Annotated in this window: 25 protein-coding genes and 1 pseudogene; 5 read left to right on the top strand and 21 right to left on the bottom strand. The window is 48.6% G+C overall.

From position 1 onward, the window contains the following. The first annotated feature begins 169 nt into the window (after nt 1-169). The 3 genes from skT53_RS14055 to skT53_RS14045 are packed head-to-tail and all read left to right on the top strand — an operon-like array spanning nt 170 to nt 3,673. Nucleotides 170-1,390, top strand: coding sequence for an O-antigen ligase family protein (locus skT53_RS14055; protein WP_200758084.1), 1,221 nt, complete (start codon nt 170-172; stop codon nt 1,388-1,390). Next, on the top strand, nt 1,387-2,922 hold the full coding sequence (locus skT53_RS14050) for a hypothetical protein (RefSeq protein ID WP_200758082.1): 1,536 nt from the start codon (nt 1,387-1,389) through the stop codon (nt 2,920-2,922). Before skT53_RS14055 ends, skT53_RS14050 begins: the two co-directional genes overlap by 4 nt. Then, the gene (locus skT53_RS14045; protein ID WP_200758080.1) at nt 2,915-3,673 is read left to right on the top strand and encodes a hypothetical protein; all 759 of its coding nucleotides are present in this window, start codon (nt 2,915-2,917) and stop codon (nt 3,671-3,673) included. Before skT53_RS14050 ends, skT53_RS14045 begins: the two co-directional genes overlap by 8 nt. A gap of 149 nt (nt 3,674-3,822) precedes the next feature. On the opposite strand, the gene skT53_RS14040 is transcribed toward skT53_RS14045, so the two are convergent. Continuing rightward, on the bottom strand, nt 3,823-4,119 hold the full coding sequence (locus skT53_RS14040) for a hypothetical protein (protein ID WP_200758078.1): 297 nt from the start codon (nt 4,117-4,119) through the stop codon (nt 3,823-3,825). Nucleotides 4,120-4,337: 218 nt separating this feature from the next. On the opposite strand from skT53_RS14040, the gene skT53_RS14035 reads away from it, so the two are divergent. Then, nucleotides 4,338-6,668, top strand: a complete 2,331-nt coding sequence (locus skT53_RS14035; RefSeq protein ID WP_226375450.1) for an S-layer homology domain-containing protein — start codon at nt 4,338-4,340, stop codon at nt 6,666-6,668. Nucleotides 6,669-6,736: 68 nt separating this feature from the next. On the opposite strand, the gene skT53_RS14030 is transcribed toward skT53_RS14035, so the two are convergent. Beyond that, complete coding sequence (locus skT53_RS14030) at nt 6,737-7,828, bottom strand: GGDEF domain-containing protein (protein ID WP_200758074.1); 1,092 nt, start codon at nt 7,826-7,828, stop codon at nt 6,737-6,739. Nucleotides 7,829-7,929: 101 nt separating this feature from the next. Between skT53_RS14030 and skT53_RS14025 the strand changes: the two genes are divergently transcribed. Further along, entirely contained in the window at nt 7,930-8,577 is a 648-nt protein-coding gene (locus tag skT53_RS14025) for a YigZ family protein (RefSeq protein WP_200758072.1), read from the top strand. Here the strand turns inward: skT53_RS14025 and fabZ are convergent. The 19 genes and pseudogenes from fabZ to skT53_RS13930 form a co-directional block, all read right to left on the bottom strand. Next, on the bottom strand, nt 8,574-8,999 hold the full coding sequence (fabZ, locus tag skT53_RS14020) for a 3-hydroxyacyl-ACP dehydratase FabZ (protein ID WP_200758071.1): 426 nt from the start codon (nt 8,997-8,999) through the stop codon (nt 8,574-8,576). The genes skT53_RS14025 and fabZ overlap by 4 nt on opposite strands. Nucleotides 9,000-9,031: 32 nt before the next feature. Further along, nucleotides 9,032-9,547, bottom strand: coding sequence for a CDP-alcohol phosphatidyltransferase family protein (locus skT53_RS14015; protein WP_226375222.1), 516 nt, complete (start codon nt 9,545-9,547; stop codon nt 9,032-9,034). Between the two features lie 97 nt (nt 9,548-9,644). Next, nucleotides 9,645-10,487, bottom strand: coding sequence for a flagellar hook-basal body protein (locus skT53_RS14010; RefSeq protein ID WP_200758067.1), 843 nt, complete (start codon nt 10,485-10,487; stop codon nt 9,645-9,647). A 19-nt stretch (nt 10,488-10,506) separates the two neighbouring features. Beyond that, nucleotides 10,507-11,337, bottom strand: coding sequence for a flagellar hook-basal body protein (locus skT53_RS14005; protein ID WP_200758065.1), 831 nt, complete (start codon nt 11,335-11,337; stop codon nt 10,507-10,509). 6 nt (nt 11,338-11,343) lie between these two features. Next, nucleotides 11,344-12,363, bottom strand: coding sequence for a rod shape-determining protein (gene mreB / locus skT53_RS14000; protein WP_200758063.1), 1,020 nt, complete (start codon nt 12,361-12,363; stop codon nt 11,344-11,346). 141 nt (nt 12,364-12,504) lie between these two features. After that, nucleotides 12,505-12,813, bottom strand: coding sequence for a sporulation transcriptional regulator SpoIIID (spoIIID, locus tag skT53_RS13995; RefSeq protein WP_226375221.1), 309 nt, complete (start codon nt 12,811-12,813; stop codon nt 12,505-12,507). A 369-nt stretch (nt 12,814-13,182) separates the two neighbouring features. After that, nucleotides 13,183-13,884, bottom strand: coding sequence for a M23 family metallopeptidase (locus skT53_RS13990; RefSeq protein ID WP_200758059.1), 702 nt, complete (start codon nt 13,882-13,884; stop codon nt 13,183-13,185). A gap of 89 nt (nt 13,885-13,973) precedes the next feature. After that, nucleotides 13,974-14,963, bottom strand: a complete 990-nt coding sequence (spoIID, locus tag skT53_RS13985; protein ID WP_200758057.1) for a stage II sporulation protein D — start codon at nt 14,961-14,963, stop codon at nt 13,974-13,976. 132 nt (nt 14,964-15,095) lie between these two features. Next, a complete protein-coding gene (gene murA / locus skT53_RS13980) occupies nt 15,096-16,358 on the bottom strand; it encodes a UDP-N-acetylglucosamine 1-carboxyvinyltransferase (protein WP_200758055.1) in 1,263 nt (420 codons plus the stop codon). A 45-nt stretch (nt 16,359-16,403) separates the two neighbouring features. Then, entirely contained in the window at nt 16,404-17,162 is a 759-nt protein-coding gene (locus skT53_RS13975) for a YwmB family TATA-box binding protein (protein WP_200758039.1), read from the bottom strand. Between the two features lie 148 nt (nt 17,163-17,310). Then, nucleotides 17,311-17,514, bottom strand: a complete 204-nt coding sequence (locus tag skT53_RS13970; protein ID WP_200758037.1) for a DUF1146 domain-containing protein — start codon at nt 17,512-17,514, stop codon at nt 17,311-17,313. Nucleotides 17,515-17,563: 49 nt separating this feature from the next. Next, on the bottom strand, nt 17,564-19,078 hold the full coding sequence (locus tag skT53_RS13965) for an NADH-quinone oxidoreductase subunit N (RefSeq protein WP_200758035.1): 1,515 nt from the start codon (nt 19,076-19,078) through the stop codon (nt 17,564-17,566). A 3-nt stretch (nt 19,079-19,081) separates the two neighbouring features. Next, a complete protein-coding gene (locus tag skT53_RS13960; RefSeq protein WP_200758033.1) occupies nt 19,082-20,593 on the bottom strand; it encodes a complex I subunit 4 family protein in 1,512 nt (503 codons plus the stop codon). After that, nucleotides 20,590-22,545 (bottom strand): NADH-quinone oxidoreductase subunit L, encoded by a 1,956-nt coding sequence (nuoL, locus tag skT53_RS13955; RefSeq protein WP_264175971.1) that lies wholly within the window; start codon nt 22,543-22,545, stop codon nt 20,590-20,592. The genes skT53_RS13960 and nuoL overlap by 4 nt, the downstream gene beginning before the upstream one ends. Next, nucleotides 22,539-22,850 (bottom strand): NADH-quinone oxidoreductase subunit NuoK, encoded by a 312-nt coding sequence (nuoK, locus tag skT53_RS13950; RefSeq protein ID WP_200758031.1) that lies wholly within the window; start codon nt 22,848-22,850, stop codon nt 22,539-22,541. The genes nuoL and nuoK overlap by 7 nt, the downstream gene beginning before the upstream one ends. Beyond that, nucleotides 22,850-23,383, bottom strand: coding sequence for an NADH-quinone oxidoreductase subunit J (locus skT53_RS13945; RefSeq protein WP_200758029.1), 534 nt, complete (start codon nt 23,381-23,383; stop codon nt 22,850-22,852). Before skT53_RS13945 ends, nuoK begins: the two co-directional genes overlap by 1 nt. 218 nt (nt 23,384-23,601) lie before the next feature. Further along, nucleotides 23,602-23,997 (bottom strand): annotated as a pseudogene (locus skT53_RS13940) (NuoI/complex I 23 kDa subunit family protein); the annotation flags it as partial. Nucleotides 23,998-24,008: 11 nt separating this feature from the next. Beyond that, complete coding sequence (nuoH, locus tag skT53_RS13935) at nt 24,009-25,016, bottom strand: NADH-quinone oxidoreductase subunit NuoH (protein ID WP_200758027.1); 1,008 nt, start codon at nt 25,014-25,016, stop codon at nt 24,009-24,011. After that, the gene (locus skT53_RS13930) at nt 25,016-26,119 is read right to left on the bottom strand and encodes an NADH-quinone oxidoreductase subunit D (protein WP_200758025.1); all 1,104 of its coding nucleotides are present in this window, start codon (nt 26,117-26,119) and stop codon (nt 25,016-25,018) included. The genes nuoH and skT53_RS13930 overlap by 1 nt, the downstream gene beginning before the upstream one ends. Between the last annotated feature and the right edge of the window lie 2 nt (nt 26,120-26,121).

Below are 26,121 nucleotides of genomic sequence, written 5' to 3'. Positions count from 1 at the left end.
GTTGTAATAATCCGATGGTACAGTGGTAATTATAAACAACCTTGCCGTTATTGGACAAGTCTGTTTCGATTCGGATTGGGATGGTATAATTTTGGCGTTGGAAACGTTATGTCCTGGAAGGAGAAAACAAGTTGTGATACTAAACATCAGGAAATTCGAAAGGTTGCAGATGTGGGCATTGATTTCACTTGCCTGCTTTCCCATCGTTGACTACGTACTTCGGTTGCTGCCTATTGTCGGTTCCATCTGGGACAAGTTGATTTTGCTCGGTCTGGCATTGATCGCCGTCTATCGATTTGTGGCGGGAGACCGGTTTGAGCGGTTGCCGTACCACCGGGTCATGATTGCATTTCTTGCACTGGGCGCCGCCTATGTGGCGATCGATCTTCCTTTTTTTGCGGCCGATTTCGAAGGGTTTCGCGCCGTTTACTGGTACATGCTGTTCGTTTTTGTTCTGCCGTTTGTAGTTCGGGAGCGGGAAACAGCGCTTCAACTGGTGCGCTTTTCACTATACGCAGGTCTCTTGATCAGTTTGCACGGGATCTACCAATATATTGTCAAAACGCCGATCCCCCCCAATTGGATAGATGCGGGAGAAAGTTTACGGACACGCGCCTTTTCCTTATTCGGCAGCCCCAATATTATGGGCAGCTATATGATTCTGCTGTTTCCCACAGCGGTCGGAATGGCCTGGTCGGCCTCCAGCTGGAGGCAGCGGATTTTGTTTGGCGGAATCGCGCTTGCCGCTATGATGGCCTTATTGTTTACTTTCACACGGGGCGCCTGGCTCGCGTTGTTTGTAGCTCTGGTTATTACCGCTGCGCTGATTGACCGCCGCCTGCTGATCCTGATTCTGGTCGCTGCGGTCGCCGCCTTTTTCATTCCGAAAATCCACACCCGTGTAACCCAACTGTTTGATCCGCTCTATTGGATGAAAGCGGCAAAAGACGGACGCGTCTACCGCTGGCTGCTGGCTTATGACGTAGTCCGCAACAACCCGTTTTTCGGAACGGGGTTGGGACATTTCGGTGGCGCCGTGGCAGCCCGCCGTTTTAACGCCATGTATGTGGACAACTATTACGCCAAGACTATCGGAGAAATGGGGCTTGTTGGCCTGTTTGCGATGTTGGCGCTTTTCTGGACCGTGATGCAAAACTTGTACAAGCGAATTTTCAAACCGCTTCGCAGCCGTCCCAACTGGCCGTTGCTGGCAGGCATGTTCGCCGGTCTCCTGGCGCTTTTGGTGCAAAATGCGGTGGAAAACGTATTTGAGGTACCGGCGATGAACTTTCTCTTCTGGTTTTATGTTTCATTACTGGTTATTCTGACCCGAACCGGGGATACCCACACAGTCGATACGAGTCTTACAAGGGAGGAATATACAACATGAGGTATGTAACAATCGCTCTTTACTCCCTGTTCCTGACCGCGATCTATCAGTTGGTGGCGATTCCGCTCGTACTTGATTTTTCTTATTATGGGTTCGCCGTTTTGATAATCGGTGCGTTATTAGGCTATTTCTGTGTGCCGAAACCGCAGCGCCGATTTGTGTTTTTGCTGTCTTTGCTGATTTTGCTGCTAAGCTATGGGGTGCAGCGAATCTATCTCGACAGCCTCGCGTGGCGGTTTATCGAGTTCCCTTTCTTGTTCCTGCTGCTTGGCGCCCTTGCCGCCTGGTACGGAAAAATCCGCTGGCGTGACTTTACGGTTGTATTTCTCGCACTCACACTGTTTCTTCAATGGATGCCGTTTTCCAGCCTTGCGTTTTATTCGCAATTTCAACTGGTTTACAATAGCGCAGCGTTGGACCGTTTCCCGACATTTCCTGTATATCCTATCGTAAACCGGGGGACGGATCTTTATACGCTGGGAGATTTGAAGCCGCTGACCGACGATGAACTGAAAAAAGCAACAGTCGGTCCGGACGGAAAAGGAAATCTGCTTGCTGTATTCGAACTGCAAAAGCGGCTGCTGGAAGGCGTTGATATTCTCCGTTTTTCGCAGAAGGACGGATACCTGAAACATCCGGCTACGAAAGAAGAAGTCGCAGCCCTGCCGTTCCCATCGCTCGCTTTGACCGGTTTCCCATACTATATTTCGAGCTGGACCGTGAACAACGAAGCCGTTCGCCAGCACTTTACACCTAGTGTAGATCCAAAGCGGGTCTTGACCAGTTTTTTTAATCCGTTGTCCATTACGGCAGCCATGGATAAACAGGCGGAAGACGCGTTATCCGCCACCCGCAAAAACTGGTCCGATGCGTTCGGGCGTTCCAATTCCCCCGCCATTCCAAACGGCGCCCTGGTGGGCAAAGGTAAATTCATGCCCGGCAACGACTCGCAACTGGTAGTTGTCAAAAACAATGAAGTGCAGTTGATTGACGGAAACAACCCTTCCGAAACACCGATTGCCGCTTATAAAGGATCTTGGGATGAGCCGGTCACTTCCAATTTGGTGATTGGAGACGTCGATGGGGATGGGATCGACGAACTTTTATTGAACACGATTCCCGCCAGGATTCTTAAACTGAACGCAAACCGTACATGGAATACGATATGGGAAAGCGGGACGGATTCCCTGCGCTTCGAGTTCGTTCAGCCGGGCGTGAAAGCAGGCTCGAAACCGATGATCGTCACAAACGACCCCAGTCTGGTGCGGGACAAACCGGATCGTTATTTGACCGGGTATACATGGCAAAACGGTCAGTTGATTCGCGATTGGCGCGTATTCAAAACCAATCTGCTGTTCCCGTTTCCGATTGACAACCAAACTTGGGCCAGCGGATTTTACGGCACGCCTAATCTGTTTGTAATCAGGCCGCTGCCCGTTTCCTTGCAGACTGTTCTGGCAGGCATGTATGCGCTGCTTATCGTCGGCGGATTCGGCTATCAGCTTTTGAAACGGGGGAGACTTCATGAATAAACGATTCATCGCCGCACTCAGTTTAGGGTTGGCATTGCTTATGTCCGGCTGCAGTCTGCCCCTTTCGGCGCCGAACAGCACCGCAACTCCTGCCAAACCGGAAGAGAAAACGATGGATCCAGACGGCTGGAACCAAATTCTTGATTCGGTAGACAAAAACCAAACGGTTACCGACTTCGGCATCCAAGCCAGCTTGGAAACGTTTGAGCGGAACAACAAACATGCAGCCCGGTTATACGGTGATATTATCTTGCCGGATCAGGCAGTAATATCCCAAACGATCGACAACCAGTCCTATTACCTGTATCAGGATAAAAAAACGGCCTATTACAGGGAACTGGGGGTTTGGCGACCGACAGAACGGGTAGCCATCCCGAATGTGTGGCAATCCTTGTTGTCTTTAAAAAAGTTGCCTGCGCCACCTGTTTTCCGGTTGCCTGATCTTTCCCTCCTGACCAATAAGGACACGGAAGTGTACCAGTTTGAAGCGGATGCGATTCGATTTGCCGATTGGCTGCCAACAGCGAATAAAACGATTCCCAGCCGCTACACCATTTACGTCGACAAAAAAACACGCTACATCCGACAGATTGATATTGTTTCCACCAGTTCCGTATCTGACATCGGAACGATGGTATCAAACGCTTCCATTAAGTTTTTCAATCTCGGCAACAAGCAAACGAAAATCGAGATGCCGGAAGGATTGAAACAGCAGCTGAAAAATCAGCAGCTGAGCACGCCCAGTCAATGATCGTGTGATGTGCTGTATATTGACAAGGGGCTGTCCCAAGCGGGTAGCGCCGAATAGTCACACCCCAAATCGGGCTAAAAAATACCCCGTATCCCTATTAAAAGTGGTACGGGGTAACTGCTTTTCATACAAATTTAATTACTGGGCGGCTATAAATTTGAGAAAATGACTGTTGGAACAGCTTTAAAACCTAACAGACTTTTTAAGGATCTCAATTTCTTCTGTGTTTTCGCTAATCTTATTCGCTGAAAATCTAAGCGCATTTCTATTCGGCTCAAGCGATCTTTAATCTCAAGTTGTCCATCTTTAAGCGATTTAACATCTTCTTTTATTGAAGTAATATCCTCTTTAAGCGATTTAACGTCCTCTTTTAGCAATTTAATATCTGCGCTTGTTTCTTCAAGCCTTCCCAAAATCGCTTTTAATAGCTCCTTTGTTTCGTCCATATGAATCCTCCCTCAGATTCGATTATAAACGACTTTCCGATGGCGTTATCAAAAAATTTTTATGGACCACCGATTTGCCAAAATGGAAAATTTTTTTATATTTAACCCTAGTAAATTGGCTATTTCTAGCGAATTTTATAGTAGATAGTGTAGGATTTGCTCAATTTTTGTCGAAGTTCTACATAATGCTTTTATTGGGAGGATGTAGAAACGTGAAAATGCCAGTACCCTCACGCCGACGCCTGTCGCGCAAAGCCCTTTCGGGCACCATCGCAATTTCGCTGCTTGCCCCGCTTCCGCTGCTGCCAACCGCTTACAGCCAAACGGCTTTGGCCGCTGCTGCCAAATCCGACTCGCAATCACAGGGCCAATATACTGATGTGCCACCGGGACATTGGGCGTTTTCCGCCGTTCAGACATTGTCAAACATGGGAATCGTACGGGGGAAAGCCACGAATTTGTTTGCCCCTTCCGACACGATTACCCGGGCCGAATTCGTAACCCTGCTGTTACGCGCTTTAAAGACACCGCTTGACCCGGACAGCACTCCGGTTTTCGATGACGTTCCAGCTTCCTATTTTGCCTTTAAAGAAATTCAGACCGCCTCGAAACTGAAAGTGTTTGGCGATGCGTCCGTCACCTCTTTTCAACCGGATCAGCCTATTACGCGCCAGGATATGGCCTATTTTATAGCCAATGCTTTACAAATTCCTGCCGTTTCTGACGCAGTTTTAAAAAGCACCGGTTCATTCGCCGATGCGGACCAAATTTCGCCTGACGAGCAAAAAGGAGTGGCGATCGCCAGCCAGTTAAAAATCATCAACGGTTATCCCGACAGTACGTTTAAACCGCTTGCTACCGCTACCCGTGCAGAAGCGGCCGGCATGATTTATAACCTGTTGCAAGTACCTGCCGCAAAAATTAACGATCTTAAAACCAGCGTACAGGTAAGCCGAATTCAGATTACACCCGATCAAGTGAAGTTGGTCGCGGGAGAAACCCTCTCCCTGACTGCGCAACTGTTCAATAAGGCGAACTCTACCGTTTCGGGTATACCCGTTGTATGGAGCGTAGATGGGCTCGTGGGACAGATTTCATCAGACGGGGTTTTCACCGCGCTGGTACCTGGCAGCGGAAAAATAACCGCGACTGTTCGCCAGCCCGGGCAATCCCCTGTTACAGCAAGTGTCAACGTCACTGTTGAGGCACCTAAACATTTGGCGTTCTCGAATGACGATTACGGTTCACACAAACCAACCGAAACGATCAATTTGACCGTTAAGGTCAATGACGAAAACGGGAAATTCCTGCAGACGGACAATCTCCGTGCAGTTACATTTACGATAACGGGACCGGATGGGACGTTCACCACGCAAGCATCTACCGTTAATGGCGTCGCTCAGTTGCAGACTTCCAAAACCAAAGCAGGAACATACACGGTTACAGCGTCTGCCAGAGGCACCATCTTGGATAAACCGGCCACATTTGTTGTAACGCCAGGCGATCTTGCGAAACTGGATGTTCACGCGGCTCCTTCTACATTTGTCCGTCCCGGTCAGGATGTACAGATCAGCGCCAAGGGACTGGATATGTGGGATAATGAGATTTCCACTTTCCCCGTTACGTTCAAGGTCAACGACAGCCGGTTGGGTTCAATTTCTTCGAATAGCAATTCGCCCATTGGAACCCTGAAGGTGGGCAATACGCAAGGAAGCTACACGATCACCGCACAGTCGGGATCCATCAGCGCCACTCAACAACTGACCGTATATACATCAGCTGCTGATCTGTCGAGCGGAAAAGGAGAATGGATGATGTACAGCGACTGGAAAAACTATCCGGTCGATCAAACCATTCAACGGTTAAAGGATGCCGGGGTTACACATGTGTATATGCTCAACTCGACGACAACAGACGGGTTCTTTGGACAAGACGCGATTGACGATTTCCTGCCGAAAGCCCATAAAGCCGGAATTGCCGTAGTGGGCTGGATTTATGCGGCAAACAATGATCCCTGGAAGGATGCCGGTCAAACCATTCAAGTCATTAATTATACGACTCCTACAGGTGACAGATTCGACGGAATTGCAGCCGATATCGAAGAAAACCTGGCGGCCTATCAACAAGAGGCATTTGCAAAAGGAATCCGGGATGCCACAGGTCCCAACTATCCGCTGTTTGGAGTCATTTATCCGGCTACTTGGAAGCCAAACCAGCCGTGGAGCGTCTACTCCAAATATTACGATGTATTGGAACCGATGGTCTATTGGCATTTCAAGTCAAAACCATACACCTACAAAGAAGCGTACGACAGCATCGGTGCTGAAATCACAAAACTGCGCCAGTTGACCCGACAAGACATGCCGATTAAAATCGTCGGCCAGTCCTATAACATGTTCCCCGGTGACGCAGGACAGTATCCGCAGCCTTATGAAATTCGCGGCGCCATGCAGGCTGCTAAAGATTACGGCGCAATCGGCTATTCGACCTACCGGGGCAGAACGGCAACACCGGCCGAATGGAACGAATTCGCGAGTTTTAACTGGTAATCCTCTCTTAGTAAACAATCAGCCTCTTGTCCGATTGGATGAGAGGCTGATTCGTTATTTAAGGAATTCTATGGCGTTTCGGCAAATACGATCCTGTTTTTTCCGCTCGACTTGGCTCGATAGAGCGTTTGGTCCGCCAATCGTACCCATTTGCTGGCCAAGTGAGCAGACGACACACCCGTAACGACTCCCATACTGACCGTCACCCCCTGCAGCACTCCCGCTTCCGTATCGATCGTCAATTCTGCCAACGATTGCTGTATAGAAACCAGCAGTTTCTGTACCTGCTCCTCCGATTTGTCAAACAGCAAAATCCCAAATTCCTCTCCCCCGTATCGGGCCGCTATATTCGGAGCCACCAGCCGTTCGCGGAGCAGCAAACCGATTTTGCGCAGTACTTCGTCTCCCACCAGGTGCCCGTACATGTCATTAATCTTTTTAAAATCATCAATGTCTGCCAGTATGATCGTAAGCCGAGAGATTCCGGTATCTTCCAGCGACTGTATGAGGGTTTGATAAAAATAACGATGATTGTAGAGCCCTGTCAACCAGTCGACCTTCGATTCGATGCGATATCGGTTGCTGCGGGCCACGACATATAAAACCGAAAACGAAATGAGCACGAACAGGGTTCCGGTTAATACGGTCTCAAAGAAAGCGTCTGTTGCGCTGACAGTCCCTCCTGCATAGGAAACCATCAGTCCGCTGAAATAAAAGATCAGTATGGCAATCGTCAACAATACCCCAGCCATGACTAACCCGCCACTGAGAATACCAATCAAAACCACCAGCAGATAATAGCTGTTGAAATTAAAAAGGTCCATTGTCAACCGTGCCATCACTGACATGCTGCCAACTATGAACAGCTCGATAATCCGCAGCATGCAGGAATAGGATTTAGACCAATTCTTCGTATTCCGCAACAGGAAGTAAACGATTCCGTTGTAGATCGCCAGCACGGACATGGAGACAAGCATCGGGACGAAGTACGCTTGTCCCACCCACATATAGTAAACCGGCGGAAACAGGAACATGATCCATTTGCCGTAGAGGAAAGCCGCTTCCAGCTTCGGAAGATCCCGTGATTCCAGAAGTCCGTTCCCTCCATACTGAACAATCAGTTTCCAGATGAACCGAATGCTTTTTGTTGCGTCGCTCATTTTCATCACCTTTAAATATTCCGAATCGTCCTATCATGCGATACATGGGTAAATTTTTATTGAAATGTGATACAATCTAGAACGAACAAGGAGGGCGAACCATGCTGTCAAGTTATAAAACGATCAAAGGCTATGGGGAAGACATGTTAACGATCAAAAAATCCCGCTTCATCAGTTATGCGCAGCCAGTCGAAACAGAAGAAGCGGCGATTTCCTTTATCGAGTCGATCCAGAAAAAGCACTGGGACGCTACTCATAATTGTTATGCGTATCAGATTGGTCCGCACGACGAGATTCAGAGGTCGAACGATGACGGCGAACCTTCCGGTACCGCAGGAAAGCCTATTTTGGAGGTAATCAAAAAAGAAGGACTTAAAAACGTGGCCATTGTAGTTACCCGTTATTTTGGCGGCATCATGCTTGGCTCGGGAGGTTTGGTACGAGCCTACGGGCAAGCAGCGACAGCCGGATTGCGTGCCGCCGGGATCGTGACCCGTTCCCGCTTCCAATCGTTTGCCGTCAAAATTGACTATACATGGCTGGGAAAGTTAGAAAATGAGCTGTTACAACAGGGATACTTTATCGTCAATACCGAATACACCGATCTGGTCTGTTTAACGGTGCTTGTCCCAGCAAATGAAACGGAACATTTCCGGACGTTGGTGACAAACGCGACCCATGGACAAGCGAGCCTGCAAGAAGGAGAGGTCGTTTATGCAACCATTCAGGACGGCAAGGTGATCAGTTAGTCGCCCAGAGCGAACATCAATTCCGCCTCGCAAGCTACTTTATCGCCTACCATAGCCACTGCTTTCCCCTTGCCAATATTCCGTCTGAACGAAAGAATCTCGACTTCCATGTGAAGCGTATCACCCGGTCGGACTTGTTGTCGAAAGCGGGCACCGTCAATACCGGCAAAAAACGCCAGCCGCCCTTTGTTTTCCTCGACCGACAACAAAGCAACCGCGCCGACCTGTGCCATCGCTTCAATCACCAAAACTCCCGGCATGACCGGATACTCAGGAAAATGCCCGGCAAAAAACGGTTCGTTTGCGGTCACGTTTTTGATTCCAACAGCCCTTTTTCCCGCTTCCACTTCCAAAATTCGATCAATCAGCAAAAACGGATACCGATGTGGGATAATCTCTTTGATTTGATCAATGTTTAACATAATTCCCTCCGTAGTGAGACCTGCCCCGCGTACTATCGATTGAGTGCACGGATTTTACGCAGATAGACAATGCTGGTAAGAAAAGAAAAGGCGATTGTGATCCAAAGCAACCAATCGGATATGGCCCATTTGAACAGAATGCTGATTACCATTGCATAGTACAAAACGGTGGTGAACTTTCCCCACCACACGGCCGGCACAATCTGCTTGTCGCGAAAATGAAAAAAAGCCGAGCCCACAATCATCGCAACGTCACGAAACACAAGCAGAATGGCTGCAATCCAGGACATTCGTTCGGACAGTATAAAAGACAGGATGACAGACAGCATCATCAGTTTATCAGCCAAAGGGTCAAGAATTGTGCCGAGCGGGGTAATCAGATGGTACTTGCGCGCCAAATAACCGTCCAGCAAATCCGTCAATCCAGCCGCTACCAAGATCGCAAACGCATATCCCATATTCCAATCGCTATCTGAAAAAAACGCCAGAAAATAGCAGGGTACAAGGCATAACCGCACTGCAGTCAGTATGTTGGGCAATTGCTTCAATCGGATACCCCCTCTGCTGCACTAATTCCAATCATAGCATCAAATGGAAAGCAAAAAAAGAGGCCGCTTGTTCGACCCCTTCGGCATATACCCGTTGTTACGATCGCAGATTATTTGCCAGTCCCATCATCGTGTCGATCGTTGCAACTGATCGCGCATTAATCTGATAAGCCCGCTGGACTTCCATCAAATCAGCCATTTCCTTCGCAAGGTCAACGTTTGCCATTTCCAACGCCCCCTGCCGGATTGTCCCGATTCGATCCAAATCGGATTTTTGAGTTAGTTTGCCGAGCGAATCATTTAAAGGATTATAATTGGTTCCGGGTGCTATACGGTACAGATTGTCTCCGACTTCCTGCAGATTTTCTTCCGGATTCCGAACCAGTACCAGATTAACCGTATCGACATAGGCCGGTCCATTCCCGCTATCGGCCAAAATTTGCCCATCGGTCTTCACCGACATCGATTGTCCATCTACCCCGGCTGGCAACCGGATCGGTTGTCCCGACTGATTCAAAAGGGGGTATCCCTCATCCGTCACCAACATTCCATTCCCATCCACATGAAAATTCCCGGACCGGGTGAACGCCGTCTGGTAAGGCGAACCGGAACCGTTCGAGGGAATGCCGATCGTAAAGAACCCTTCCCCTTGAACCGCCAAATCGGTATTGTTGCCTGTTGTCTGAATGCTGCCTTGCGAAAAAATCTGCCCCAAATGAGCCGCATAAGACCCGTTTCCGATCCGTAATCCGGCTGCGGAAGCTCGGCCCTGCAATTGAAATTCATCCGGCTGCGTAAATTCAGAACGCAGCATCTCAGCAAATTGACTTTGTTTCTCTTTAAACCCTACCGTATTTAAATTTGCCATATTATGACTGATCACATCCAGCCTGGTTTGCTGTGCGGTCAAGCCGGATGCTGCCGTATAGAGCGCTCTCATGTTGCGGTCTCCTTTCCTGTTAGATCCGTCCTAATGAATTGACCGCCTTATCCAAAGTACTGTCAAGCGTCCGAATCATTCGTTGATTTGCTTCATAACTGCGCATTACAGCCATCATATCGGTCATCGCCTGGGCTACATCCACGTTCGACGTTTCCACAAACCCTTTCTTCAGTTCACCGGTTCCCGTAGCCACGGACGCGGGGTTGTACCGGTATGAACCGGTTCCCGCCTGCTGCAATTGATTGGTATCTTGTATATCAATGATTTTGAACTGTAAATTCGTATTCAATTGAAACCCTCCGACACCCACTGCCATGCCAGCTACCAAACTTCCCGATTGCTCGTCGAACTTGACACGGGAATTGGGTATCGGTTTACCGGTCGCGTCAACTGCCTGCACAAAGAACCCGGCAGAATTGACAAGATACCCTTGTGTGTCCAAATGAAAGTCACCATCCCGCGACACATAGGAATTGCCCTGTGCGTCTTCCATCGGGAAAAACGAAGCACGCCGCGGTTCTCCCGGATGCTCCACATCCTCAATCGCATACCCATATTTGTTATCGGTGGCTTTTAAAGGGCCTTGCGAAAAACGGGTAAGTACCTCTTCTAAAAAGGCACCCGTCCCAACACTGCCGATATTCGGCATGCCCGGACTGATCGATTGAGGTCCGCTGCCCGTATGGTCATTCAAAGAATACAACAGCATCTCGGGGAACGAACGCATTATGCTGTCATCTTTTTTGAATCCGATCGTATTCACGTTTGCCAAATTGTTTGAAATCACATCTTGCCTGCGTTCTCCGGCAACCATTCCGGACGCTGCCGTATAAAGCCCACGGATCATTTCTGTTCACCTACTCCTTAGAGGTCTTTTGCCCGTTGTCCGTATCACTTGCGACAAGTTGTCCAAGACCATTCCCGTTCCACGCGCCACACACGTCATGGGATCGTCTGCAATATGAACGGGGATTTGCAATTCTTCCCGCATCAGCTTGTCCAAACCGAACAACAAGGCACCGCCACCCGTCAACACAACACCTTTGGTATAAATATCGGAAGCCAGTTCAGGGGGAGTCCGCTCCAATACACTTCTCGCCGCCGAAATCAGTTGCGCTACAGGTTCTTCCATCGCCAACCGGATCTCTTCCGAGTTGACCTCAATCGTTTTGGGAAGGCCGGTCACCATATCGCGGCCCCGGATATCCATTTGTTCATGGCGTGCATCCGGGTAAACCGATGCAATTTGCATCTTTATTAGTTCTGCCGACCGTTCACCAATCAGCAGATTGTGTTGTTTTTTGATATAGCGAATGATCGATTCATCAAACTTGTCCCCCGCAACTCGAATAGAAGAGGCGGTGACGACGTCTCCCAACGAGAGTACCGCAATGTCCGTCGTACCTCCGCCAATATCCACCACCATCGATCCACTCGGTTGAAAGATGTCCAGTCCAGCACCGATCGCGGCAGCGCGAGGTTCTTCAATTATATATACATCACGAGCCCCCGTGCGTTCTGCTGCTTCACGCACCGCTTTCTGTTCAACGGACGTAATGCCAGCTGGCACACAGATCACGATTCGGGGCCGCATCAGGATTCCTTTTCCGACCGTTTTGTTTATAAAATGACGAAGCATCATTTCCGTTACATCGAAGTCTGCGATGACACCCTCGCGAAGTGGGCGAATGGCGATAATGTTTCCAGGGGTGCGCCCAAGCATTTGACGAGCTTCTTCTCCAATTGCCACCACTTTTTTGGTTTGGCTTTCTATAGCTACTACGGACGGCTCATTAAGTACAATTCCTTTCCCTTTGACATGGATCAGGACATTGGCCGTTCCTAGGTCTACACCAATATCTCTACTGAACATTTAAAACGTTGTCCTCCTTCGTATCCGATCTCCAGGCTTCTATAACCGATATATGATACGTGCTGTATGAAAGAATAGTGGTGTTTCCCTACGGCCCCATTCCACGTTAAAAAAATTCCGGATTTTGTTATTAGTAATATTCTACAGTGTCGTAGAAACTCCTTTTTCCACGCCGACATTTTTTGACAATTTCCGTTTTGGTTCCTCTCTATGATATTTCTTCTTGGTTGCTTCTCCACCCCTTAAATGGCGTATAGACTTGTGGTATTCGAGGATTTCTTTCACACGGTTCGCTAAATCAGGGTTAATATCAGGCAGACGTTCGGTCAGGTCTTTATGCACCGTGCTTTTAGAAACACCAAACTCCCTTGCGATTGTGCGGACGGTATTCCTCGTTTCAACGATATACTCGCCAATCTTTAGGGTGCGCTCCTTGATGTAGTCGTGCACTCCCTTTCGCCTCCCCCATCCTTCAAGTGTCTGATACATTATATGAGGGTGTGTACCACATATGCCTAAATTGGCCCACTGACAAGCCTAAGGTCTGTTTTTCCTGATTTTTCTCTTTTTTTCTCAACTTGACAAGCTCATGCTTGACATACTATTGGAAGTAAAAAGACAAGGCATATCCTCTCTAATGGAATGAAAAGAGACAGTGTGAAAGACATCTGCGTTTTGAATTCTGAAAGAGGGGGGCTATTTCTTTTTCTGAAGGGAAAGGAGCAAGATGTCAGTCAAACGGCTGACACGCGGTGGCTTTACCGCAGAACAAAGAGCCTCTTTTGCAAGAGACTCTTTCACGCGACTTCGACTTTGAACTTATTGGCCGCGAGGCGGTAGAACGCTTTGCGGATTGATGTATTTGGAATCTTTCTTCACTTCAAAATGAAGATGATTCTTTTGGTCCGCCTCCAGTTTGTTGTTTCCCGACTGGCCAATCGGTTGGCTTTGTACCACTTTGTCTCCCTGCTTGACTTGCACATTTTGCAGAGACGCATAGTAGGTTACATAGCCGTTGTCATGCGCAATCTCGACAACCTGTCCCATTAACGGATCATTTTCCACACGGGTTACTGTACCGGATGCCGCTGCCACGACCGAGAACGGTTTATCGTCCTTTCGCCCAATTACCACACCGTTTTGCGTGTAGAAATTGTTGTCAAATCTGACGATCGAATTCGCTTTTGTTTTCTCGTCTTTCGAATCGTCGTAGAATGACATGGTGACTTGTGCATCTGTACCGTCTGCCGCCATAGGCCAGATCAGATTTTGGCCGGCGGTTACCGGTTGTGTGTCTGTGCCTGCGCTCGGATCAGTCAGCACGTTCCCTTGCGGAGCCGGTGTCGCGCCTTCCTGGTGTTTGTACTGGGTTCCTGCTACCACGATACCGATAATGACTGCTGCTGCGCCAAGATAAAGTGCCGGAAACGTCCACCGTTTGGCAAACAAAGTCTTCCAGAATCCCGGCTTTTTCTGACTCCGAGGAGCCAAATTTTGCAACTGGTTTTTTTCTTCATTCATCTTCTCGATCACCTCATTCCCCATTCTCGCCATGAATAAGAAAGCTTATACAGGGAATACTCAGTTGATCGGAATTTTTTATAGTACATTCATTTAGATTGATAGTTTGCAATACTTGTTCCTTGATAGTAATATGCAAGGATATCCTCTGCCCGCTTGCCTTCCTTCGCCATTCCTTCCGCTCCGTATTGGCTCAGGCCCACTCCGTGCCCATAGCCGTGTGTGGTAAATATAATCGAGTCTCCGTCTATCTTCCATGAAAAATCAGTCGAATACAGCCCGAGTTTTTCTCGAAAATCAGGGCCGGTCATCACCTGATTCGCCACTTTGATTTTCTTGATGCGGTTGGTTTGTGAAGTTTCCAGAACTTGCAGCCATTGGCCGTTGCCAGCCGATGCAGCTACCGCATTGATTCCCAAGAGCTTGCTCATATCCTTCAAAGGGATCGTTTTCGTATCCGTTGCATGTTTGGCCTGTTTGTCCCAGGGACTGTCCACGGTACGCAGGTAAGGCAGCGCCCTTCCAAAATAATCCTGCGCATTTTCTGTTTTCCCGTTTGATGTGGAGAAAAACAGTGCCTCAATCGGCTGCTGCTGATAGGTCAAAATCTTTCCCCTTGTCTCGTTGACCGCCTGCATGATTTTACTCATATTCACTTCATAAGAAAGCATGCCCCAGCGTTGTTTCAATTGTTCATCGGTGCTATACGCCTGAATCTGCCGGTAATCGTCCGTTACATTGGCGCCTTCCGGCGTTAATGTATGGCTTTCGATTTTCTTGACCGCGTTGGTTCGGGCCGCAATCGCCTGTGCTTTCAATGCTTCCAGCGGAAATGTCACCGGCATCTCAGCGGCCACCACTCCTTTGACATATTCTTCAAGCGGCATTTTCACAATCTGTTTGGTTTCTTTCAGGTATACGTTAATGGACGGTTCATTTGCGTGGATAGAGGGAACGGTTTTCGTCGGTTGGCCATGGGACATGAGACGGATAAGACCTGCAGGAAGTACCATCATCAGCACAATCGTTAGAGCGAATAACAGCAATATTGGTTTTTTGGACATTGCGGCTTGGTTCAATACTGCTCCTCCTCCGTATGACTTGGCGCTTTCACAATACGGTGCCAGTACAAGATGTATATGTTCCGCAGCCAAAAGTCATGTCCCCAGGAAAAGAAAACAGCAGCCGTTTCCAACGATTGCTGTAACTTCTTAATCGATTCTTTCTATATCGGCACCAATCAGCCGCAATTTTTCTTCCAGTCGGGAATATCCCCGATCAATATGATGCAAGCCCTGGACTTCCGTTTCCCCCTGCGCACCCAGTCCGGCAATGACAAGCGCCGCCCCGGCCCGCAGGTCGCTGGCTGTTACGCCGGCCCCTGACAGATAGGGAACACCGGTAATCAAGGCTGTTCGACCTTCTATCTTGATGTCAGCTCCCATTCGCTGTAACTCGCCTACATGCATATACCGATTTTCAAATACGCTCTCCGTTACCAAGCTGTTACCCGGCAGAACCGTCAGCAGCGCCATCATCTGCGCCTGCATATCGGTTGGAAACCCCGGATAAGGGAGTGTCTTCACATCAAGCGGTTTGCTGCCCGGGCCGCCGCGCGCCCGAACCCCGTTAATATCTTCCAGTATCTCAACGCCAGCTTCTTTCATTTTGGCAAGTATCGGCTTAAGGTGGTCGGAAATGGCTCCCTCCACGTAGACGTCTCCACCAGTCATTGCAGCAGCAAGCAAAAATGTTCCTGCTTGTATGCGGTCCGGAATCACAGTATGGTTGGCACCGTGCATCCGGTCGACGCCTTCGATCCGGATAACATCTGTTCCGGCTCCGCGTACATTGGCCCCCATTGCGTTCAAATAGTTCGCCAAATCAACGATTTCCGGTTCCTTAGCAGCGTTTTCAAGGACCGTTCGTCCTTCTGCAAGACAAGCCGCCATCATGATATTCTGAGTGGCTCCCACACTTTGAATATCCAGATAGATTCGGTTCCCCTTTAACCGTTTCCCATTTGTGCGGACTTCTACATGCCCGCGACCAATTTCTACTGCGGCACCAAGTGATTGAAAACCTTTTATGTGCTGGTCTACAGGCCGCGCGCCGATCGCACAACCACCGGGCAGCGACACGCGCGCTTGTCCCATACGGGCCAATAACGGGCCCATGACAAGAAAGGAGGCTCTCATTTTTCGGACAAGCGATTCCTGAGCCACCCATTGATTTACATTTCGGGAGTCAACAAATAATGTGCTGGAGCTTTCCCGCCGAACTTCAGCGCCTAACGCGCTAATCACTTCACTAATCGTTTCCACGTCTGTCAGCCAGGGAACATCTTCAATCAGACTGGTTCCTTCCGAAGCCAATATCGAGGCCGCAAGAATCGGCAGAACCGCATTTTTTGCACCTTCCACTTTTACGCTACCCGACAGGCGATTCCCGCCACGTATTAAAAACTTCGACAATGTTGCAACCTCCGGAAACGGGCATTCGCCCTAATTGAGAAATTCTTAATACTCGATAGTAATGATGGGCGATCCGATAAGAAAGCGGGTCTCGTTTCGGTATTCATCCGGGTAGACCGCTATTTGCAGATTCATTTGCTGCTTACCGGTTGTAATCGTATCTTTGACCAAGTAAGAACGGCCCGATACGCTGGTCAGGGACTGTGTATGTATCCCTTCAATTTCTGACGCTTGCACCGCCGCAAATACCTGTTGTACAAGCATATCACGATTGTTTGTTTCAATTCTATCATTGAAAAAACCCTTGATACAAGTGCTAATATGTGCCGTTGCACCAATCCTGTTTACCGTATTCTTAACTTTCTCTACCGATTGGCCGATATCCTGCAATCGGTTTGTCTCTCCTTTTATTTTAATTACCATGACAGTGCTCGGTTTCTGATTTTTTATTTTTATGGAAGTCAAAAGCAGCGACGTCTGCGTCTGACCTCCCCAATTTCCGTTGATTTGATAAGTCCTTTTTTCGCTGTCCTCTCTTTGTTCCGCAACAGAATCTTGGATCTGAATCGTTTTATTTAACCGGTCGGCCATTTCGGCAAGCTGCCCCATATCCATCACTTTATCATTCAGGATTGACCAATTGTGCACTTCATACCCCTCAAGCTTTGCACCCGATATCTGAAATGCGCGAATCAACATCTCGTCTGGCTGCATGTCTCTTCCTGCCAACGAATCGGCCGGCAGGGCCGCAGCCGTTCCTAAAAAAACGAACAGAGTCAAAAGCAAAACGGTCCAACGTTTCATCCCTGTTTCCTCCCAAAGGCAAATCTAGTACGTTATCAACCAGTTTGGCCAAATTGAGAGGATCTATACAAAAAACCGGCGTTGGAAAACGCGTTCCACGCATTTTCCGACAACCGGTTCTAAAGAAAACTTGGTTTTCGCCAAGCTGTTAAAACAGATTTTTCAATAAGAGTGATGCATTTAGGTACTGTAAAAAAAATTGTCCGACGAGAAAACCGACTGTAATAGCCAGCAACAATCGCAATACCAACGCCTGCCCGGTTCGGTGATTCCGGAGGAACAAATCCCATTTCACACTGCCAAGGCCGTACCAGGCCACCACAATTGTGATCAGGAAGATCAGCAACTGCATCAAGCTGTAAATTCCTGTCAAAGTGGAAAGTGAAGGGTTCGGATACATGTTACGCTGTCGGGCCGAACCATTTCAGATTTTGAAGTACAGTCAGCAGGACATTGGGTACAACTCCGAGGCCAAGTATCCCGATTAACGCAACTCCGATTAAAAATGACAGATTGCCCGGCGTCCGCATAGGTAACGAAGTTCCGTTCGAAACGCTTGTAAAAATCGCTCGCATGACTCCAAAGTAATAGTAGAAGGAGATGACGGAAGCCGCGAACATAATTCCAGCCAACCAGAATGACTGCGCATGGATGGCACCAAGGATAATTATAAACTTGCCAAAAAAACCTGCCGTAATGGGCATTCCTGCCATCGACAGCATAAAAACGGTCATTGCAATCGCCAGAAAAGGCGATCTCTGATACAATCCGCGAAACGAATCAATATCTTCTGAACCGGTTTGCCGTGTGACATACGAGATTACCGCAAAAGCCCCCATCGTCATTAACACATAAACCCCTAAGTAGAATACCAGTTCTGACATCGACTGCAGCAGATTTAACAATGTTTCGGATTTTCCCAATACCGCTATCGGCACCAGCAGATAGCCGGCCTGCGCAACGCTGGAGTAAGCCATCATCCGCTTGATATTTTTTTGGGTGAGAGCCGCTACGTTTCCGATCACCATGGTTAATATCGCGATCACAACAATGATCATGTACCATTCTGAAATAAACCCGGAATAGAGGAACAAGAGAACCCGGAACAGAATGGCTAATGCAGCCGCTTTGGAAACGGCAGACAGAAAGGCGGTGATCGGTGTGGGCGCCCCCTCATAAGTATCGGGCGTCCACATATGAAACGGTACAAGCGATAGCTTGATGCCAAGTCCCGCCACAATCATTACCAGGGACAGCAGGAAGAGAAAATGAAATTCTCCCCAAAGCGCTGAAAACGATTGAATGGCTGCTGAAATATTGGTGGTGCCTGTCAGCCCGTAAACAAATGACATTCCATAAAGCGTTAAGGCAGTAGAAATTCCGCCAATAACCAGATATTTCATGGCGCCTTCCGTTGATTTTCCATAATTTCGGCGAATGCCTACCATTACGTAAGAAGCGATTGACAACAGTTCCAGCCCGACGAACAACGTGATCAAATCTAATGAAGATGCCATGACCATCGCGCCGACTGTGGCAAACAGCAGCAAGTATGTGTATTCTCCACGCGGAATCTGTACTTGTTTCAGATAATCGACCGACATCAAGAGCGTGAAGAACGTTCCCATTAACACAATCAGTTTAAATATGTTCCCATAGTCGTCTACGATATAAAGGAAATCTGACAATGCTTTTATGTCTTTGGCCGATTGCAGGTGCACCATGTTCGCAATCACCAGTCCACCTGCCACAAGCACCGCCAGCATTCCGAGCCAAGGAAGCACCCTTTTTTGCTGTTCTTTCAGGAACAAATCGATCACTAACAGAATGAACCCGCCAAGCACCATAACCACTTCAGGCGCCATTACATTCCACAACGAAACAAAGTTGATCATTTGCACAGTTGTCTGTTGCATCGTCTACCCCCCTATCCTTGCGACCAATTGGGTCAAGGCCGGATTTATCAGGTCGCCCAAAATGGACGGATAGACACCAATTAGTACAACGGTCGCCAGAAGCAGCACCATCGGAATGTATTCGGCTGCCTTCGCATCCTGTATTCCCTCAGCCGCAAGGGCTGTCGGGCCAAACGTCGTTTTCTGCATCGCCCAAAGCATATAAACGGCTGCCAGGATAATGCCGGATGTTCCAACAACGGACAGAACAGGAAACTTTTGAAACGACCCAATAAACGAAACCAGCTCCGATACGAATCCGCTCATGCCAGGCAAACCGAGCGATCCCAGTGCACCCGCCAGCAAAAACCCGGATAAAACAGGCATCTGTTTGGAAATGCCGCCCATCGCATCCACGAATGTTGTACCGGTGCGTTCTTGTATCGCACCCACCAGGAAAAACAATAAGGCGGAAAGAAGACCGGACGAGATTGTCATGAAGACCGCCCCCTGTAATCCGGCAACTGTCAGCGAAGCGGTACCTAACAGCATAATTCCCATATGGGAAATGGTTGAAAATGCCAACAAACGCCGCCAGTCTCGCTGCACCATCGCAACCAACGCTCCGTATACGATGTTGATGACGCCTATGACCGCCATCCATTTGCCAAAATAGGCCACCATGTCCGGCATAATTCCGACTCCAATCCGGAACAGGATGTACGCCCCCACTTTCATCAAAACGCCGCCCACAATCATCGATACCGCCGGTGTCACTTGCTCATGGGTATCGGGCATCCACGTGTGGAACGGAAAGAATGCTTCTTCGATCAGAATCGCAATCAATAGAACCGCAAAAATCCATCGTTTGATTTCTAACGGAATTTGCGATGCAATATGGCCGAATGAAGCTGCAATCTGGCTCATATTGAAGCTCATCGAGCCGCTTCCGTAACCGGCAAAGTAGGCTAACGCAATAAACGAAACCAGAATTCCGACTGAGGCCAGTCCCCGATAAACAAGAAACTTGACAGCCGTTTGCCGGCCTTTTTCAGCTCCCCAAATGCTGATCAGGAAATACATCGGGATCAACGTCAGTTCAAGGAACAGGAAGAACAGGAATAGATCAAGGGACACAAACACGCCATACAATCCGGTAAGCAGCAGCAGATACCAGACGAAGTACTCTTTTGTACGAAGCGATGTGCGCCATGCAGCCAACATGGCTAAAACGCTCACGATGGCTGTCAACAGAACGAACGGGAGCGACAAACCGTCCACGCCAAAATCGAGTCCGATCCGCAAGGGGCCATCTGTGTATGCAAACGGCACCGCGATCCAATTTTTCGAGAACAAATATTGCATGCCGCCGGTCGTCTGGAAACCGCTTGCGATTACAATTGCAGCCAAGGCAGGCAACAAAGTTGCCAATAAGGCGACTGCCTTAATTTGTGAATTGGCGTTGCGTGGCACAAACAGCAGCAAAATCGCTCCAATTAACGGCAGGAGAGGTAAAGCGACCAGTAAACCGTTCATTGCAACACCCCTCCTATATAAAGACTGATTGCTACCAGCAGCAATACTCCAAGCGATGTGACCAATCCGTATGTTTGAATCTGACCGTTTTGCGCGTTCCGCAGAATGAGCGATGCGGATGCTCCCATCCGTCCAACGATCATTACGATTCCGTCAATCACCCACCGATCGACAAAATCCAACCCTTTTCCGATCAGAACAACCGGTGTCACAATGATTCCTTTGTACAATTCATCGATAAAAAATTTGTTGAAAGACAAATTGTACAACGGACCGCTCGCCTGCCGCACGGAACGGGGATTCAGCACGCCTTTTCCATACATCAGATAAGCCAACAGTATGCCCGCCAGTCCTACTACTACGGAAATAACAGCCGTTTTCGCATCAAACGAATAGACGGCGCCGATTTCACCCGTCCCTTGCAAGAAATGTTCGAACGGACTTCCCAAGAAAGGCGCATTCACAAATCCACTGACAAGCGCTAAAATCGCCAGCAGGACCAGCGGAATTGTCATCACGGCACCGCTTTCGTGCGGATGCACTTCCGGATTTCCCCGATAATTTCCGGTGAACGTCAGGAAAAACACCCGGAAGATATAAAACGCCGTAAAAAATGCAGCAATAGTTGCCAATACGCCTAACGTTACATGACCACTGCCATATGCGGCCGTCAATATTTCATCCTTTGACCAGAAGCCGGCAAACGGCGGAATTCCCGATAAGGCAAGCGCACCAAACAAAAACGTCCATGTAGTTACAGGCATCTTCTTCCACAGCCCGCCCATTTCGCGGATATCCTGTGTCTGTACGGCGTGGATAACCGAACCCGCACCCAGGAACAACAATGCTTTAAAGAAAGCATGTGTCATCAAATGGAAAACGGATGCCGCATAGGCGCTTACACCGAGCGCCAACATCATGTACCCTAACTGGGACACCGTGGAATAGGCGATCACACGCTTGATATCGTTTTGCGTCAGGCCAATTGCCGCCGCAAAAATCGCGGTAAAGCCACCGACTATGGCGACAACCGTCAATGCGGCAGGCGCTGCGGAAAATAACGGAAATGTGCGAGCTACCAAATACACTCCGGCGGCCACCATCGTCGCCGCGTGGATCAACGCCGAGACCGGTGTCGGACCTTCCATTGCATCCGGCAACCAGACGTGCAACGGGAACTGGGCCGATTTTCCAACCGCTCCGATAAAAATCAGAATGGCAGAAACGGTAACCAGTTGCTCCGGACTCATACCGAACGGAGGGTGGCTCGCAAACCATACGGCAGACTGCGGCGCACTCGAATACTGAGCCACATAACCGGCAAATTCGAAAATCGGCTTGTATTCAAAACTGCCTGTTGATAAAAACAGCAGAATGATGCCGATAAACAAACCGACATCGCCAATCCGGGTCACCACGAATGATTTTTTGGCTGCGGAAGCTGCTTCCGGCTTGAAATACCAAAAGCCCACCAACAGGTACGAACAGAGTCCGACAAGTTCCCAGAATACGTACAGCTGCATCAAATTTGGCGAAATAACAAGACTCAACATGGAGAAAACAAACAAACACAAGTACTGGTAAAACACCCTGAACCGCTCATCTCCGTGCATGTATCCTTTGGAGAACAGAAGCACCAGTGTGCTTACAAAGCTTACCACCACCAGCATGATGGCATTTAGCTGCGTCACTTCAAAACCAATCGATAATGTCGCGCTTCCAAATTGTAACCAGCGGAAATTATAGGTTCCACTATAACCGTTCGCTGCTACATCTCCAAATATCAACAAAGAGACGATCAACGATAACAGAGTGGCAATTACTCCTAGAGCGGCAACAATACCCTCCTGCCCGCGACGGCCAAACAGGAATAACAGCGCATATGCTGCTAACGGAAAAAAAGGAACCAGCCAAGCATAAGCTACCAATCCGATCACCTGCCCCGTTACCATTTCGTAAGATTCATATCTTTAATATCGCTGGAACTGCGATTGCGATAAATTGCAATCAAAACTGCCAAACCGACCGCTACTTCACAAGCTGCTATTACCATAACAAACAATGCGAATATTTGACCGTTTATATTGGGCGATAAACCAAGCCTTGAAAATGCGACCAAATTAATATTAACCGCATTCAGCATCAACTCGATCGAAACCAGCACGATGATAATGTTCCGTTTCCATAAAACCCCGAACAGCCCGAGGCAGAACAAAACCGCCGCCAACAGGAGATATCGAACAATTGTCGGTTCCATCATTCTTCCCCCTTTCGAGCAAGAATGACTGCCCCAACTAACGACACGATCAAAACTACCGAAATTAATTCAAACGGAATCACGTAACTGGTGTAGATTGCATTTCCGATCGCCTGCACCGAGTTGTCTCCCCAAACAGGATTGGGAGTCTTCGGGGACAACTGATTCCATTTTGACCAGTCGATGCTGTTGAATCCCCAGTACAGCAAGACAAGCAGACCTCCCGCCGAAATGACGGCAAAAACGGTATGCCCTTTTCCCTGTTTCTCGTTTTGCTCCCCATGATGGGTCAACATGATCGCAAACAGCATCAAGATCGTAATCGCGCCCGCATAGATCAGTATCTGGGCGAACCCGACAAAATCCGCATCAAGCAAAATGTAGATCGCGGCTGCACCGATAAAAACGCCGCCGATCAAGAGAGCCATATAGATTACTTTTCTGGAAAACAGCATAGCGACCGCCGAACCAATCAGTACCAAACTGATCAGAATGAAAGCAATCATTTGACCATTAAGGACAGGCAACATCATTCGGCGTCACCCGCCTTTTCTGCTTGATTTTGCGGTGTTTCTGCAGGTTTGGATTCTGCTGCCGGTTTCGCAGCCGGCTTAGCGGCACCCTCCGCTTTCGCTCCACCTGCGGCTACCGGTGTGGTGGACCCTCTCAACGTACGGGAATTACTCAGCATCGCCGGGGTAAATTGAGCGGCAAACTCGTCTCCAGGCGTATCCTGGTCATATCCTTTCCGTTTGTCATACTGTTTCCCATTTTCTGTCAGCCAATCGATTGTTTTATAAAGCGCATCTCGATTGTATTCGGCCAATTCAAACGTATCGGACATCTGAATCGCTTCCGTCGGACAAACTTCTGTGCACAAATCGCAAAGAATGCAAATTTCGAAATTAATGTCGTACGTTTCGATGTGCAGCTTTTTGTCCTCTCCGCGGCTGCCTGACAATGAAATACAGCTTGTCGGGCAGATGCGCGCACATTGGTTGCACACGATACAAAGCTCCGGGTAAAACTTGTGGATGCCGCGAAAACGATTTGGCCATTCCGGCTTTTGTTCAGGGTACATCAGGGTGTATTTCTTTTTGGGAATTTGGCTAAGCGTTACGCTTAACCCTTTCAGCAGTCCAAACATCGTATCACCCCTTACATCATGGCGATCTTAATGATCGCAGTCAGAAAAATATTTAGCAGCGCCAATGGGATCAACACTTTCCAACTGAACCCCATCAGTTGGTCATTCCGCACACGCGGGTAAGTGGCCCGCAGCCAGAACATCAGGAAAATAAACGCGCTTGCTTTAATCGCGTACCAAAGCCATCCTGGCAGCAAAGGTCCTGACCAGCCGCCAAAAAACAGCGCGGCTGCCAACCCGGCCATTGCGGTGATGTAGACATATTCAGCTAACATATAGAAGGCAAAACGAAAACCGGAATATTCGGTGAAGTACCCGGAGACCAGCTCCGACTCTGCTTCCGGCAAATCGAAAGGCGTGCGGTTCAATTCCGCTGTAGCGGATATAATAAACACAACAAAACCAAGAATCTGCGGCACGACATACCAAACATACGGAAAATTCTCCTGTGCCTTGACAATATCGATCAGGTTCAGGGAACCCGCCATCAGTACCACGCCCAACATCGACAATGCGAGCGGGATTTCATACGAGATCATCTGCGCAGCCGAACGAAGTCCGCCAATCAACGAATACTTGTTGTTTGATGCCCATCCACCCAATACGATCCCTATAATGGAAATCGAGGACAACGCAATATAGTAGAGAATCCCAACGTTCAGTTGTGCGGTAAACCAATGCTGCGCCGTGTAGGGGATGACAGCCAACACCATAAATGAAGGGACATATGTGATCATCGGCGCCACCAGAAACATCAGGCGATCCGCTTTTGCCGGAACAATGTCCTCTTTAATCAACAATTTCAGAATATCGGCGAATGATTGGAACAATCCAAATGGTCCTACCCGGTTAGGCCCAATCCGTCCCTGCATCCAGCCAATGATTTTCCGTTCAAAATAAATGCTGTAGGTTACTACGCCAAGAACGACCGCCAGAACAACAACAGCACCGATAATCATAAAAAGCGCTGAAGTGGCGGTTAAAGGCTGATCAATCCATCCCCAAAGCAGGTTCCACATTATGCATCAACCTCCCCCAGCACAATATCAACCGCTCCGAGTATTGCAATGAAGTTCGCCATATTCTGTCCCTTTAGGAGACTCGGCAAAATTTGCAAATTGACAAAAGAAGGCCGTTTTATTTTGAGACGATACGGTTTGTCTTTGCCATCCGAGACAATGTACACTCCCAATTCCCCTTTGGCTCCTTCCACTGCCGCATAATATTCGCCTGCCGGGACGCGCAGGATTTTCGGTACTTTCCCCAAAATCGGACCTTCCGGGATCTGTTCCAGCGCCTGTTCGACGATTCGGATCGACTGCTCAATTTCCAATACATGCAGATAGAAACGGTCGAAGCAGTCACCGTTCTGGCCGACTGGGATTTCAAAATCAAATCGATCATAAATCGAATAGGGTTTGTTTCTGCGCAGGTCCCACTTGAAGCCGGTACAGCGCAAGTTGATGCCCGACAACCCGTAATTGATTGCCGTTTCACTGTCGTACACGCCAATCCCTTTAACCCGGCTGAGGAAAATTTCATTTCCTGTCACCAGATCGTTATACATTTTCATCTTTTCCCGCAATCGGGGCAAATACGCTTTCAGATTGTTCAGCCAGCCGACCGGAGCATCCCATTTCACGCCGCCAATCCGCATATAGTTGTATGTAAGTCGGGCGCCGCTGATTTCGTTAAACATTTGGCAGATCGTTTCCCTCTCCTGAAACGCATACAAAAACGGACTCATTGCGCCAAGATCCAACAGATAGGCTCCCAAAAACAATAAATGGGAGGCAACCCGGTTCATCTCGCCCACAATAATCCGAAGATATTCGGCTCGCTCCGGCACCTGCACATCCATTGCCTGTTCAACAGAATTGACAATTGCATGGTTGTTAAGCATCGCCGCCAAATAATCAAGCCTGTCAAAGTAAGGAATGATCTGCGGATACTGCAGATCTTCCGCCAGTTTTTCCGTTCCCCGATGCAAATACCCGATTACAGGGGTAGCATCCGTTATCATTTCACCGTCGATTTTAACGACTACCCGAAACACTCCATGCGTACTGGGATGTTGAGGGCCGACGTTCAAAAGCATTTCTTCTGTTCGAATTTCAGCCATTG

It is taken from the genome of Effusibacillus dendaii, assembly GCF_015097055.1.
Taxonomy (GTDB): domain Bacteria; phylum Bacillota; class Bacilli; order Tumebacillales; family Effusibacillaceae; genus Effusibacillus; species Effusibacillus dendaii.
This window is presented reverse-complemented; position numbering and strand designations above follow the sequence as displayed.